Source organism: Coprococcus sp. TF11-13 (assembly GCF_003481085.1).
In the GTDB taxonomy this organism is placed as follows: Bacteria; Bacillota; Clostridia; order Lachnospirales; family Lachnospiraceae; genus Coprococcus; species Coprococcus aceti.
On sequence record NZ_QUKK01000007.1, the window covers coordinates 464 to 13,329 of the forward strand.

General features: G+C 39.0%; 16 protein-coding genes. 6 read left to right on the top strand and 10 right to left on the bottom strand.

Translation table 11 applies throughout. The features are described 5' to 3' along the window. Window positions 1-108: 108 nt before the first annotated feature. The gene (locus DXD11_RS11340) at window positions 109-441 is read right to left on the bottom strand and encodes a winged helix-turn-helix transcriptional regulator (protein ID WP_015534088.1); all 333 of its coding nucleotides are present in this window, start codon (window positions 439-441) and stop codon (window positions 109-111) included. A gap of 140 nt (window positions 442-581) precedes the next feature. Here DXD11_RS11340 and DXD11_RS11345 point away from each other — a divergent pair, with 140 nt between their 5' ends. Next, entirely contained in the window at window positions 582-935 is a 354-nt protein-coding gene (locus DXD11_RS11345; RefSeq protein ID WP_015530645.1) for a cupin domain-containing protein, read from the top strand. Between the two features lie 165 nt (window positions 936-1,100). On the opposite strand, the gene DXD11_RS11350 is transcribed toward DXD11_RS11345, so the two are convergent. The 9 genes from DXD11_RS11350 to DXD11_RS11390 all read right to left on the bottom strand — a co-directional run bounded on the left by DXD11_RS11350 (window position 1,101) and on the right by DXD11_RS11390 (window position 8,859). Continuing rightward, complete coding sequence (locus tag DXD11_RS11350) at window positions 1,101-2,009, bottom strand: radical SAM mobile pair protein B (protein WP_118758417.1); 909 nt, start codon at window positions 2,007-2,009, stop codon at window positions 1,101-1,103. Beyond that, complete coding sequence (locus tag DXD11_RS11355; RefSeq protein ID WP_117551453.1) at window positions 1,997-2,686, bottom strand: radical SAM mobile pair protein A; 690 nt, start codon at window positions 2,684-2,686, stop codon at window positions 1,997-1,999. The genes DXD11_RS11350 and DXD11_RS11355 overlap by 13 nt, the downstream gene beginning before the upstream one ends. Beyond that, window positions 2,683-3,120 (bottom strand): radical SAM mobile pair system MarR family transcriptional regulator, encoded by a 438-nt coding sequence (locus DXD11_RS11360; RefSeq protein WP_055274716.1) that lies wholly within the window; start codon window positions 3,118-3,120, stop codon window positions 2,683-2,685. Before DXD11_RS11360 ends, DXD11_RS11355 begins: the two co-directional genes overlap by 4 nt. Before the next feature lie 115 nt (window positions 3,121-3,235). After that, window positions 3,236-3,970: a MerR family transcriptional regulator gene (locus DXD11_RS11365; protein WP_118758418.1), complete on the bottom strand. Its 735-nt coding sequence runs from the start codon at window positions 3,968-3,970 to the stop codon at window positions 3,236-3,238. Between the two features lie 112 nt (window positions 3,971-4,082). Next, window positions 4,083-4,499: a hypothetical protein gene (locus tag DXD11_RS11370; protein ID WP_118758419.1), complete on the bottom strand. Its 417-nt coding sequence runs from the start codon at window positions 4,497-4,499 to the stop codon at window positions 4,083-4,085. Between the two features lie 80 nt (window positions 4,500-4,579). Beyond that, window positions 4,580-5,008: a contact-dependent growth inhibition system immunity protein gene (locus tag DXD11_RS11375; RefSeq protein ID WP_118758420.1), complete on the bottom strand. Its 429-nt coding sequence runs from the start codon at window positions 5,006-5,008 to the stop codon at window positions 4,580-4,582. A gap of 154 nt (window positions 5,009-5,162) precedes the next feature. Continuing rightward, on the bottom strand, window positions 5,163-6,674 hold the full coding sequence (locus DXD11_RS11380) for an SMI1/KNR4 family protein (protein ID WP_117551463.1): 1,512 nt from the start codon (window positions 6,672-6,674) through the stop codon (window positions 5,163-5,165). 173 nt (window positions 6,675-6,847) lie between these two features. Then, on the bottom strand, window positions 6,848-8,143 hold the full coding sequence (locus DXD11_RS11385; protein ID WP_005608354.1) for a tyrosine-type recombinase/integrase: 1,296 nt from the start codon (window positions 8,141-8,143) through the stop codon (window positions 6,848-6,850). An 86-nt stretch (window positions 8,144-8,229) separates the two neighbouring features. Beyond that, window positions 8,230-8,859, bottom strand: a complete 630-nt coding sequence (locus tag DXD11_RS11390) for a helix-turn-helix domain-containing protein (protein ID WP_005608353.1) — start codon at window positions 8,857-8,859, stop codon at window positions 8,230-8,232. Between the two features lie 171 nt (window positions 8,860-9,030). On the opposite strand from DXD11_RS11390, the gene DXD11_RS11395 reads away from it, so the two are divergent. The 5 genes from DXD11_RS11395 (at window position 9,031) to mdcF (ending at window position 12,847) form a co-directional block, all read left to right on the top strand. After that, the gene (locus DXD11_RS11395) at window positions 9,031-9,261 is read left to right on the top strand and encodes a helix-turn-helix domain-containing protein (protein WP_004843519.1); all 231 of its coding nucleotides are present in this window, start codon (window positions 9,031-9,033) and stop codon (window positions 9,259-9,261) included. A 140-nt stretch (window positions 9,262-9,401) separates the two neighbouring features. Beyond that, window positions 9,402-9,716 (top strand): hypothetical protein, encoded by a 315-nt coding sequence (locus DXD11_RS11400; RefSeq protein WP_005608351.1) that lies wholly within the window; start codon window positions 9,402-9,404, stop codon window positions 9,714-9,716. 328 nt (window positions 9,717-10,044) lie between these two features. Then, window positions 10,045-11,766: a MobA/MobL family protein gene (locus DXD11_RS11410; RefSeq protein ID WP_040893156.1), complete on the top strand. Its 1,722-nt coding sequence runs from the start codon at window positions 10,045-10,047 to the stop codon at window positions 11,764-11,766. After that, window positions 11,705-12,439: a DUF6040 family protein gene (locus DXD11_RS11415; protein WP_005608347.1), complete on the top strand. Its 735-nt coding sequence runs from the start codon at window positions 11,705-11,707 to the stop codon at window positions 12,437-12,439. The genes DXD11_RS11410 and DXD11_RS11415 overlap by 62 nt, the downstream gene beginning before the upstream one ends. 63 nt (window positions 12,440-12,502) lie before the next feature. Further along, window positions 12,503-12,847 (top strand): broad-spectrum bacteriocin mediterrocin MdcF, encoded by a 345-nt coding sequence (gene mdcF / locus DXD11_RS11420; protein ID WP_005608346.1) that lies wholly within the window; start codon window positions 12,503-12,505, stop codon window positions 12,845-12,847. The last annotated feature ends 19 nt before the right edge of the window (window positions 12,848-12,866 follow it).

Genomic DNA, 12,866 nt, shown 5'->3' on the forward strand with positions numbered 1-12,866 from the left:
AGGCTGTAAGCCTTGAAAAATAAGGAAAGTTCAGGAAATCTCTCCACAAATTCCGATTTCTCAGTTTCAAAAACTGGAATTGTTCGAGTTTTTCAAATACTAACGTCCTTAATTTTGTTCAATAATTGATTTATAGTAGTTACCAAAGTCAGCAAGTGAATTAACAATTGGAAGCATTTTTGTTCCGAGTTCCGTTAAGCCGTATTCAACTCTCGGTGGCTGCTCATGGTAATCGTGGCGATATGCCAGCCCATCACTCATCATTTGTCTTAAACTATCTGTCAAAACCTTTTGTGAAATACCATCTATACTTCGTAGTAGCTCATTGAATCTCCATGGACGCTCTTTCAAGTTACGCAAAATCAGCAATTTCCATTTTCCTCCGATGAGAGATACTGCTGTTGCAACTGGGCATTCCGGTAATTCTTCTTTTGCTCGCATAATTCTCACCTCCGAGTCTATTGTAACACATTCATTTTTGAGTGCACAGTTACAAAAAGGTGCGTACTTGTTTTTGTATGTGTCTCACACTATACTAATACCAAGCAACCAGAAACTACAAATTAACTATGGAGGTTATTATGGCAAATTACACAAAAACAACTATTGGAAAGGAAAACCGAATTGAGCTGCATGAAAAGTTGTCTTTAACAGGTGCAGAAATCAGTTTAAACGAACTACCTGCAGGAGCAAATGTCCCATTTGTTCATTCTCATAAAGAAAATGAAGAAATCTATGGAATTCTTTCAGGTAACGGCAAGGCCATAATTGATGGAGAAGAAATCAGCCTTTCAACTGGAGACTGGATAAAAATCGCACCTGCTGCAAAGCGTCAGTTTTTTGCATCCGATATTTCCGGAATTACTTATATCTGCATTCAGGTAAAAGAAAATTCTCTGAAACATTTTACAGCAGAGGACGCCGTAATCGGCTAATTAAAAGTATTTATTTACAAAAATGCACAGTTCCCGATAAGCTAAGAACTGTGCATTCCTTTTTTTTCAATTTTACGATTTCTCAATTTTTCAAACAAGAACTTCTCGATTTCAAATGGCGATAAATAAATCTCTCCACCATCATCAGTTTAATTTTCGTTTAGATTAACGATTTCTTTTTCCGGTATTCTCTGTCCCACGGATTTCCTCATGATAGAAATAATCTACGATCACCGGATGTCCCTGCGGGACTCTGCCATAAGGCATTTCATTATCCACAAAGGCACAATCATACTTCTTAGCCATTTTCTCAGCTTTTACTTCAAGTGCTTCAAAGTAGCTGCGGTTATGCTTGTTATAGATCTCGTCGTAAAGTGGTACAAGATCAGGATATTTTTCGGCGATATAATCCATAATTGTCTTTTTGAAACCGCCTCGAAGATTGAGATTTTCGAGCCAGAACAGATCGCACTGATCCTTTACCCGCTCAAAGATTGCTTCAAAATCCGTGATACCAGGGAATACCGGGGATACGAAACAAACTGTACGGATACCTGCTTCATACACCTGCTTCATAGCAGCGATACGGCGCTCAATGCTCGAAGCAAAGTCCATATCGTTCTTGAAATTTTCATCCAGTGTGTTGATCGACCATGAAACGGTTACACGTCCAAGCTTCTTCAGCAGATCAATATCCCGTACCACAAGATCCGACTTTGTGCAGATCAGAATATCTGCGTCACTGCCGATCAGCTGCTCCAGAAGTTTTCTGGTATTCCCGAATTGCTCCTCCTGTGGATTGTAGCCATCTGTCACAGAACCGATGACCACCCGCTGTCCGGCATATTTCTTCGGATTTTTAATTTCCGGCCAATGCTTCACATCAAGGAAAGTGCCCCATTCCTCCTTGTGCCCGGTAAAGCGCTTCATAAAAGAAGCATAGCAATACTTGCAGGCATGTGTACAGCCTACATAGGGATTGACCGAGTAACCGCCTACCGGCAGACTAGACTTAGTCATGATGTTCTTTGTTTCCACCTCACGAATGAGGATTCCATTTATTACTTCTTCCATGATTTCTGTTCCTCTAACACTTTATTAAATTCTTCCGGCATTTCCTGAATCATAATTTCATCCCCTATGATAGGGACAAGGTCTTCCTTCATAAACACCGGAATGCCGAGCTTATGTGCCTGGTCCGCCAGAGACCATGCCCATTCCGGCTCCGTATGAATCTTCCTGCTCTGAGCTCCGGTCATGGTGCCGACAACGATCCAATTGATTCCGGAAAGGTCAACTGTGCCGGGATCGTCGAATAACGGCTCAAAGGTAACATGGTAATGTTTTGCTCTGACATTTTTCCGAAGGGCGTCGATACGCCACAGTTCTGCTTTCCTCGTCACCGTAACGCCAAACCATGCGTTTTCCAGATCGGTATCAAAATCCAGCAAATCAGGTCGCTTGGTAAGGAACAGGAACTGATGCTGTGGGTTTTCACAGATCTTTGCAAATACCTCGTCTCTCCATTCCGGCTTCCATCCGGAGAGATCGCTCATCCCGGTAAGAAGAAAGTTCTTCGGACGTTTCTTTTCCATCATCTTGAGCTTACCCGGAAAGAATTCAGGGTCAGAGAAGTCATCAATCATATGCCAGCGTTTCACGTTGTTGCGGGCATAGCAATATGTACACCCCACTGTGCAGCCAATGACGATATTCATGTTCTGAATCTGATCTTTGATACAAATACTCATGACTTCTGCCACTCCTCAAGATTCTTTCTGATGCGGTCTAGGCATTCCTCAAACTGGGTAATTTCTTCCTCTGAAAAACCTTTGTAGTAAATACTGCCCATCTCATCAGATACAGAATCGTACTCGCCCTTCAAGGCATGTGCTTTCTCAGTCAGAAACAGGAGTGTTTTCCTTTTGTCCGTTTCAGACTGAACACGGCTTATCAGCCCTTGATTTTCCATTCTTTCCAACATCGTAGTAAGAGATGTTATCGCTAATCCGCATTTAGTCGAGAGTGACCTGATTGAGATACCATCCTCCTGCCACAGCACATAAAGAATACGCCCCTGAGCTCCATTAAATGCATCAATATTCTTTTCACTGAGAATCTTCTCGAAAATCCGGTCTCCAAGCTGTTTTATTTTGGTGACAAGAAATCCTCCATTCATTTCCATACAAAAGCTCCTATATAGTAGTTTATTAAAAACATACTATATAGGAGCTTTATTGTCAACAGTTTACATGTCTTAATAGGTAAATTCCATTTTTTTCAATTCTCCAAACTGGAAGTTACCTTCTGCTCATATAAAATATATCAATAGCTTTACTTGCAAACTCTGCTGTGCCAACTCCTCCAACATCATCAATATTTTCCGTAAGTTCTCCTCCACCGGCATACATTCTTCCAAGACCGCATAAAATCTTATCAGAACATATATAAAAATGATCTGTAATGTAATCCTGAAGTTTCCTTACCTGCAACTGCACCTGTTCATCTTCTGGATCCATTTCTTTCATTTGTCCGAATTCAACAAATAATTGCATAAACTCATTTGCAACAGTAGCTTCATCGTCTTTCGTCCAGTTCTTTGTTTTCTCTTCAAACTCCTTATACTCAGAGGTTTGTCCCCATTGTTCTTTTGCTCGTTTAGAATACTCATCAATCTTTGTTGTATCAAATACTTTAAAATCCATATATTTCACTCCTATTCCTTTTATTCCTCGAGCGAAACTAATAAGATTTTCAAGATGCTCTTTTTTCATAGTTAGCAATTCAATCTGCTGCTCTAATGCTTTGTTCCTGTCAAAGTTAGGGGCATCAATTATCTTTTTAATCTCCTTAAGCGGAAATTTCAATTCTTTAAACAGTAAAATTTGTTGCAGCCTTTCCAAGGATGTATCGTCATACAACCTATAACCTGACTCTGTATATTCAATAGGTTTTAAGAGACCAATGGTATCATAATACTGCAGAGTGCGTATACTCACTCCTGTTAATTTACTTACCTCATTCACTGTCATCATTGTCATTTCCTCCTCTCGATAAACATATCGTAAACTATTACGTTGCGTAGGAGTCAATAGTTTTTCAAAGAAGTTTTCAAAATTAGCAGCTTGATAAATTCCGATTTTCACGTTAGGTTTCATCCAAATATATTTCTATTTTGCTGAATACCTTATCTTTACAGAAATTAAACTCAGGAGTCTTTTTGATATAGCTGAATATATCTTCTTCAATGTCCTCATTCCATATAGTTCGTTGAAAATCTTTATTTTCTTCCGTTGGAATATATAACACATCCACGTGAATTTGATAATACTCTTCCTCATCATTAGGAAATTGTCTAACCAAAGAAAAGTTAAACATAGGTTTTCCTGTAAAAGAATAGGTTCCTGTTTCAAATAAAATCATATCTTCTTTAAGTGGCATATTACACATCTCTTCAAACACGCTTACTATGTGTTCCAGACTAGAATTATCTGAAATGCTATTTTGCAAATATCCTAATAAACTTTCCTTTGATGTCCTCTTAAATCTATCAAATAATCCCATTTGAACCCTCCTGTAATTTATACTTATAGGCTCAGCATAAGCTCCCAATATCATGTATGATATATTATTACAACCAAACTCTAACCCATGTTGTAATATCGTTCTGATTCCATAAAAGACTCAATAACCGCTTTGCCTATTTCCTCAGCATCTGCATCAGCAAATAGTATAAATTCTTTGATGATTTCATCATATGCATATTGTCTTTTATGTGATTTTTTCATCGAATGTATTATATACTGATTATCTTCAGTGATTTTAACACGAACATAATGATTATTTTTCCAAAAAGATACTCGGCTTCTATATTTCGTATTTTTCTTCCATGCAGCATTTTCTTTTCGCTCATTAGGCGTCAGCGAAGATAAAGGACTGTTTCTTATGTAATCAATAGCACTTTTTACACCTTCACCGACAGAAACAGCATTGTCCAAATCTGATAAATTTATGAACCAATCTGAATCAATCGAATATCCTGCAATATGGTCAATAAGCGGAACAATTAACATTCGTCCCTCTCCCTTATATATAGATATTAATAACGGATATGAATGTAACATCATAAATTCACCTCATTTACAAATTCCGATTTCTCAGTTTCAAAAACTGGAAGTTATCGAGTTATTTTACAACTTTCCACCTAAAACAGGAAATAACCCAAACTTATTCAAGCATCTCTATAAGAGACTCCAATGCTTCTTGTCCATCATCGCTTCCAAGTATTGAGTAGGAATCTTCATATTCATCATCTGTAGCGACAACTTGGAAAAACGGTTTTATTGTGACTCCTTTTATAATATATTCATATATTTTCTTTAAATCTTTAGTAAAACCATGCTTCTTTATAAATCTATTAAATTCCCTATTATAATCTGAATCACGAGGTTCTTCATATTCCTCTATAAATGCATCCACAGATTTTAATATATCAGCATTACAGAAATCATCTATATATCCTCTCTGTACCGCAACAATATTCATGAACTCATTTATATTGCGGGCTATGATTCCACATTCGCCCTCTGTACCGATATATCCGATCATTTCATCATCTAACACTACCCATAATCCACCTAAGCCGTCACGTGCAAACGGTTTAATATTCTTATAACTGGATTCTCCCGATCCCATAAGATCTTCAAACCACGAATCATCCTCCTCAAGATCCTTAACCCATGCCTCATCATAGATTTCAATATCACAATCGAAAAATGCATCTTTCAAGTCTTCATCATTATATATTTCTTCCAGAAAGTCTTGGACATCCTTCGGTAAATCAGTATTATTGAATTTTTCATGCCCATCTAATATATATGCAAACTCCTTATTATTTACAGATATCTCAATATCACTATACAGTTTCTTAAGATCCGTTCTCGTAGCTTCGACAACTCTTGCATCCGCAATATCATTGATTCGCATTTCTTCCATGTGTTTTCTCAACAAAACATCTCTGACTATCGCATAATTAATCATGTCATAGCTATAATGTTTAAATATCTTTGTATAAATGTTTTTCCCCTTTTCTACTATTCTTACGACATATCCATTTTCATCCACTTCGACAAAAACCTTACCATCCTCAGGATTTTCAACATTAATGTATTCTGCTTCTATTTTATCTGCATTTGTATAATCGTGATAAAGCTTATTGACCTGTATAGGCACCCTTTCTTTTATACTATCTATTGCATCAAATCTATAGATAGTCTTTGCTTTTTCAAATAAATCTGACAGATCGGGATATTCCTTTGACAAAACATCCATATTTCTCGCAAGTGGCAATGCGCTGTTAGATTTAATACTGATTGCATAATCAACAAGCTCATTGAACAGCTTAATCGTTTCTTCCCTTCTATGCATGCTTTGCGAAATCAATGCAATCGAGTAATAATAGCCCATGATATCCGGTATAAAATCTGTGTTTTTAAAAGGATATTTCATATCCTGTAATGTATCCAGAACTACATCGACAATTGCATCATCCTCAGCGAACACCGCCATTTTCTTAAAATCTGACATAGCGCCCGGTACACGAGCATAAGACGCTAACTTTTTAACAAGCTTCCATACAGGTTCCTTCATTTCTTCAGAAGCATGTTCCATCAATGGCAATGTCATCTTCTTATGGCTATAATTCTTTATTTCATCATCGCTTGGAGTATTTTTCTTCATTTCTTTCCCTCACAAATTCCGATTTCTCAGTTTCAAAAACTGAAATTTATATAATTATTCCTCTAACTTTCCCCATTTTATAGGCTTTCCCGCCTGTCCATTAGTGAAATGATATGTAGTTTCCCTTATTTTTGCCCTTATGAGATAATCACAAGGGAAATAAGGGAAATTTTTTAGTCATTGCCCACCACTTTATCAAGAAGCCGAACTGATTTTCGTTTCGCATCTCTTGTGGAGTGAGCATAGACGTTCATTGTGGTACTGACATCTGAGTGTCCCAACAATTCCTGCACATCTTTTGGGGCAGCTCCATTTGCTAAAAGGTTGCTTGTATAGGTGTGACGTAACTGGTGGAAATGAAAGCCTTCAAATCCCTCTAATGTTTTTGCCACCTTTCTGCAAACAGTCCCCAAAGTAGTTGGAAGTTCCAAACAACCATCCGGTCTTAAACAGACGAAAGAAATTTCTTTATAATCTGTCGGGACTTCCTCTGTTCTGTCTAAACAATAATATTCGTAGTACACTCTGTTTTTCTCTTTGACCTCTTTGTAGTAGTTCGTGTGATAAAGTTCTCCGTACTGCATTCGATTTTTTAACTGCTCTTTCCGGGCATTACGGAAAATCTCTACCAGTGTATCTCCAAAATCAACAACCCTTACTTTTTTCCGCTTGGTTGGTCCGATGATATATTTGCGCTTTGAGCCATCATATCGGATGCTGCGTCTTATGGTAAGGCATTGTTCTTCCAGATTTACGTCCTGCCATGCCAAACCGCAGGCTTCTCCAATACGAAGCCCGGCATAATAGGCTATCTGGATTGGAAGTATTGCGGCTGGGTTCTTTTTTTGCAGATAAGCAAGCAATCTTTCATAATCTTCTCGTGAAATTGGTTGGACATTTCCGTCCATATCCTCATCGGAAAACAAATCCACTTCATCCGTCTGATACCGCAGTTTAATATACTGCATGGGATTGAACGTAATATACTGCTTTGGAAATACTGCAAAACGGAAGGACTGCTGCATGACTGCGGAAAAAGAATGGATATAATCTTTGCTGTAACCCTTTCTCTCTTTTCCGTCGGGATGAACTCCCCCGAAGGAAAGCAAATCGAAGAAGGATTGCAAATGTTCAGAGGTTACATTTTTCAGTTTCCGTTCTGCCAATGGGTGTTTCTTGATATTTCGGATTGTTCCGAGGTAATTCTCCACCGTACCATTGCTGAGCGTACCTGTTTTTAATTCCTCCTCTGCCCACACATCCAAAAGCTGTCCGACTGTGAGATTTTCCGCTTTGGCAACAAATTTCTTTTTCTCATAATCATCCATTGCCTGACGGAGCAGCTTTTCAGTTTCACTTTTGCTTTCTGTTCCAACGCATTCTTTCTGAACAAGATTGCCGCTTGCGTCCTCTACATAGAAGCGGTAGTACCATTTCTTTCCTTTTTTTCTTACAGATCCTTTTGCCATAATCGTATGTCTCCTTTCGATATTAGACAATCGGAACTGATGAAATGCTTCGTGCGTGTAAGTATATCATAACTCCGGTTGTCTTACTATACCGATTCGGAATCTTCGTATAAGACTTCTGATAAAAGATTTGCAAGCCTTTGTTCTGCTGTTTTTGGTTTCTTGGAATAGAGCCTTACAACGTCTGCCATCTCATTAAAAGCATTGATGGTGTGAGTGATTTCCCTTAAGAACATAATCTCATTATATTCATCATTCGATTCAAACCCTATTGTTTTGGCAATATCCGTCTGACCAGCATTCCCCTTGAAGTTTTTGCAGGCGAACTGGAAGGAATCCAAAAACAGACCATATTGTTTTAACATCAGCAGTAATAAATCTTTTGAAAAAGCATCTTCTTCTTTGGTAAGGGCAAGCGGTAACTGTTCCAGAATATCTCCCATCGCATCACGAATCTGTAACTCTCTCTTATCCGTAATGTCGGTTTCATATTCATCTGTTTCCCCTTTGAGCCATTCCACAGATACATGGAGTGCTTCCGAAAGACCTTCCAGCACCATTTTTTTCGTATTGTCAATCGAACCATTCTCATAACGCAGGATTGTAGAAGCGGTAACACCCATCTTTTCTGCGACATAAGGCTGTGTCAGATTCAATTCCAGACGGCGCTGTTTTACTCTGCTGCCTATCAGCTTGCGTAGTTCTTTATCTTTCATGCTGACTGCCTCCTTTTTCGGTATGTATGAATTATAGCATTGTTTTTCTGTAATTGCAATATGCAACTTAAAAATTATTTTTAATATTTCGTAACGCTTGACAAAAAGATATGAAAAGGATATACTTACATCACAAGAATTGCATAATGCAATTTATAAGGAGGTGATTATATGACGCAAAGAAAAATTGCATTATCCATCGAAGAAGCTGCTGACTATACGGGAATCGGCAGAAACACCTTAAGACAGCTTGTAGAATGGAAGAAACTTCCAGTATTAAAGGTTGGTCGCAAAGTCCTGATTAAAACCGATATTCTGGAAATGTTTATGGAAGCGAATGAAGGTCGTGATTTGAGGGATAGAGGAAATGTAAAAGCCGTAACAAGAACTGCGGCAAATTAAAAAGGCGGCTTCCAAAGAAACCGCCAAAGGTTCTATCAGACCGAAGCCATGATATACCTACACGCAAGAAGATTATACCATGTGCTTCTTCTGATACGCAACCGAGAACTTATGTTTGTAAAAGAAAGGGGAATGTAATCATGGCAAAATCAACAAAAAGTTATGAAGAACGAATGCTTGAAATGGAAAAGAAGGAACAGGAAAGCCTTGAAAAAGCAAAACGATATGCAGCACAGAAGAAAGAACTTCTGAAACGAAAGAAAGCCGAAGAAAGTAAAAAACGAACCCATAGGCTCTGTCAGGTTGGCGGTGCGGTGGAATCCGTTCTCGGTGCGCCTATCGAGGAAGAGGACATCCCAAAGCTGATTGGTTTTCTGAAAAAGCAGGAAGCCAATGGGAAATTTTTTTCAAAGGCAATGCAGAAAGAAACACATACCGATATGGAGGAAGTGTAATGGCGGGGGGGGATGAGTTTTTCATTCCCTTCATTGCTTTTTCATGAAGGGCGCACTTATGGACAACCAGAGGTCGTCCCAATAAGTTTGCCACAAGTGGCAACCGGTCTTCGCTCACGCTTGCCGGGCTCGTTCCGTCGGCGGGGCTTTCAGCCAGACCTGCTCATGCCGCAGGAGGCACTCTTCGCCAGAGGGGCGCATTCCATGCAGGCTGCTATGCGCAGGGCACTCTTACGCAGAGGGCGTTCCGGCAATACTGCTTTTTCTAAAACTGAAAGCAATGTTGCCGGAAATCTATGCCGGATGTGCAGAAAGGGGGAATCCAGACATGGCGATTTTTCATTACACAATCAAAATAGTCGGACGAAGTAAAGGGAAATCTGTTATCTCCGCTTCCGCATATCTCAATGGGGATGTGATGAAAAACGAGGAAACCGGGCGAATCAGTTATTACACTTCTAAAAAAGAAGTGGTCTACACCAGTCTGATGATGTGCGAAAACGCACCTCCTGAATGGCAGATAGTACCAGAAGAAAATATAAAACGCTTTCAAAAATCTGTCCGATACAAAAGGTCAGAAGATAAAGAAGCTGCTTTAGAAAAATTTAAAATCACATTTCAGAAACAACGGTTATGGAATGAGGTATTGAAGATTGAAAAAAGTGCAGATGCCCAACTTGGCAGGTCATTTGAATTTGCCCTCCCCAAAGAATGGAGCAGACAGGAACAGATTCAATATACAGCCGACTATATCAAAAAAACATTTGTGGATAAGGGAATGTGTGCTGATTGGAGTATCCACGACAAAGGGGATGGCAATCCTCATGTCCATCTGCTTCTGACAATGCGCCCTTTTAACCCGGATCATTCTTGGGGGAAGAAAGAAGTCAAAGATTGGGATTTTGTCAGAGATAAAAGCGGAAATATCGTGATTGATGAATCCCATCCGAACTGGTGGCAGGATAAGAAAAACCCTGACCGTCATGGAATCCGTATCCCTGTATTAGATGAAAACGGAATCCAGAAGATTGGTGCAAGAAACCGCCTGCAATGGAAACGGGTACTGACCGATGCTACGGGATGGAACAATCCAAAAAACTGTGAACTGTGGCGGAGCGAGTGGGCAAAGGTGTGTAATGAACATCTGCCTTTGCATAATCAGGTCGATCACCGTTCTTACGAAAAGCAGGGAAAACTCCAGATTCCTACCATCCATGAAGGTGCTGACGCAAGAAAGATTGAACAAAAGTTTCTTGCCGGGCAGGAAATAAAAGGTTCGTGGAAAGTAGCGGAAAATCAAATCATAAAACAACAAAACACGTTATTGCAAAAGATACTGGACACCTTTGGGAAAGTATCAGGTGCATTATCATTATGGAAGGAGCGATTAAATGACATTAGAAGAAAGCCGGGAAATTATACCCTTAATGGAGTCCATGATTGGGCAAATCGAAGAACAGCAGACCTTAATGGCAGAAATGCTTCTGGAAATGCAGAACCGGGACACCCAACTCTCTCTTATGCAGGAACAGAATCAGAAATTGCAAAAATTAAACAGCGAGTTATCCGAGCTGCTCAACATTTTGCCAAATACCGAGGAACTACTTTCCAAGATGGAAGAACAGAAAACGAAGATAGAACTTTTGGAAAACGAAAATCAGCAATGGCAGATATTGGCACAGAAGCTGAACAGCGAAAACAGTTTATTACTGAAACAGAACACCGAATTGCTGAACTGGAACAGCAGGTAGAGAAAGGACGTGATATAGATGAACGAATCCAGAGAATTAAAGAACGCCGAACAGTTGGAAGAACTTCTGCTCTTGACCGAGGAGATACAAGAAGAGTTGGAACAGAAAGACCAGCTTATCGTGGAACTGAAGACGCAGCTCAACGAATCTCTGACCTTGAACGAGAAATTAAACAAAGAGAACAGAGCCGGGAATATTCAAGCATTAAAGAACGACTTGAAGCTGGCAGACAGAGCATTGCGGAGCGAGAAAGAGAAGCTGCGAAGCGCAAACGTCACGATAGAGGAATGTCAAGATAAAATACGATGCTTAACACAACAACGGGATTATGCCCGGACACATCAGAAAATCGTAGAGATACCGGTAGAAAAGCCGGTACTCTATAAAAAATGCGAAGCCTGTGACCGGACAGCCTATCAGAATGCAAAAGCAAGATACGAAACACAAAAAGAGCAACTTGCAGGACAATATAAAGCAAAAACGGTAATGTTCCAAACAACCTTGTTCCTTCTTGCATGGTATTCGCTGACAACCACTCTTTTTCAGGCAGTACAGTCAGATGTGTTCCTTTCCGATTGCAAATCATTCTTCCATGATGCAGCATCATTCATACAAACTTTTATCGGTTGGACGATTGATGCCGGGCAATCTGTGGCACAAATCAGCACAAAAATTCCAAATGAGATTATAGCCGGAATCATATATTGGTTATTGATGATATTGGTTGTTGGAATATGTGTGGCAGGGACAGGGATACTGGCAATACTGATAGAAATAAAGGTTATAGAATTATATAAGAAAAACTGTTGGGATGTTATTACCCTACTGATGATACTGACAAGTGCGGCTGTCATCATTTATTTTGGAGAAGTAATTAAAAAAGCATTATCAATAAATCTGTTGTTCTTTTGGTTAATTTTACAAGGAATATATCTTACAATTCGACGCTATATAAGTCAAGATACTGATTGACTTGATACAAAATATTTGATAAAATATAAATAGAAATACAGCAGATCAAAGGAGGTAAAACTTATGAGAGCAAAGAAAGTGATTGTAGGGGTAGCTATTAGTGCAATGTTAATTTCTTCATCAATTCCAGTAATGGCATTTTCTGTTACAAACGGGAATAAGACATTTGATAAAAAGTGGGAATTGAGCACTACATCTGATGGCGGAAAAGGTGTTTTGACTTATGGTTATAATACTCTTGCTATTAATGAAGATTATGCACACGCATATCATTCAACTAAAGATCATTACGCATATGTCAAGAATGGAAATGGTTCTTTTTCGGGTTCAAATGTTGGTAAAGGTAATTGGTCTAAAATTGAGGTTGCTCATAAAGGAAATAGTATTACCTACGGTAATAGCTACTAAACAAAGGTTCGGGATAATG

Coding starts and splice junctions, on each gene's coding strand:
- DXD11_RS11385 (WP_005608354.1), bottom strand. CDS start 8,143: ATGGCAAAAGGATCTGTAAGAAAAAAAGGAAAGAAATGGTACTACCGC.
- DXD11_RS11410 (WP_040893156.1), top strand. CDS start 10,045: ATGGCGATTTTTCATTACACAATCAAAATAGTCGGACGAAGTAAAGGG.
- DXD11_RS11360 (WP_055274716.1), bottom strand. CDS start 3,120: ATGGAAATGAATGGAGGATTTCTTGTCACCAAAATAAAACAGCTTGGA.
- DXD11_RS11355 (WP_117551453.1), bottom strand. CDS start 2,686: ATGAGTATTTGTATCAAAGATCAGATTCAGAACATGAATATCGTCATT.
- DXD11_RS11375 (WP_118758420.1), bottom strand. CDS start 5,008: ATGTTAATTGTTCCGCTTATTGACCATATTGCAGGATATTCGATTGAT.
- DXD11_RS11365 (WP_118758418.1), bottom strand. CDS start 3,970: ATGATGACAGTGAATGAGGTAAGTAAATTAACAGGAGTGAGTATACGC.
- DXD11_RS11350 (WP_118758417.1), bottom strand. CDS start 2,009: ATGGAAGAAGTAATAAATGGAATCCTCATTCGTGAGGTGGAAACAAAG.
- DXD11_RS11400 (WP_005608351.1), top strand. CDS start 9,402: ATGGCAAAATCAACAAAAAGTTATGAAGAACGAATGCTTGAAATGGAA.
- DXD11_RS11380 (WP_117551463.1), bottom strand. CDS start 6,674: ATGAAGAAAAATACTCCAAGCGATGATGAAATAAAGAATTATAGCCAT.
- DXD11_RS11340 (WP_015534088.1), bottom strand. CDS start 441: ATGCGAGCAAAAGAAGAATTACCGGAATGCCCAGTTGCAACAGCAGTA.
- DXD11_RS11370 (WP_118758419.1), bottom strand. CDS start 4,499: ATGGGATTATTTGATAGATTTAAGAGGACATCAAAGGAAAGTTTATTA.
- DXD11_RS11395 (WP_004843519.1), top strand. CDS start 9,031: ATGACGCAAAGAAAAATTGCATTATCCATCGAAGAAGCTGCTGACTAT.
- DXD11_RS11390 (WP_005608353.1), bottom strand. CDS start 8,859: ATGAAAGATAAAGAACTACGCAAGCTGATAGGCAGCAGAGTAAAACAG.
- mdcF (WP_005608346.1), top strand. CDS start 12,503: ATGAGAGCAAAGAAAGTGATTGTAGGGGTAGCTATTAGTGCAATGTTA.
- DXD11_RS11345 (WP_015530645.1), top strand. CDS start 582: ATGGCAAATTACACAAAAACAACTATTGGAAAGGAAAACCGAATTGAG.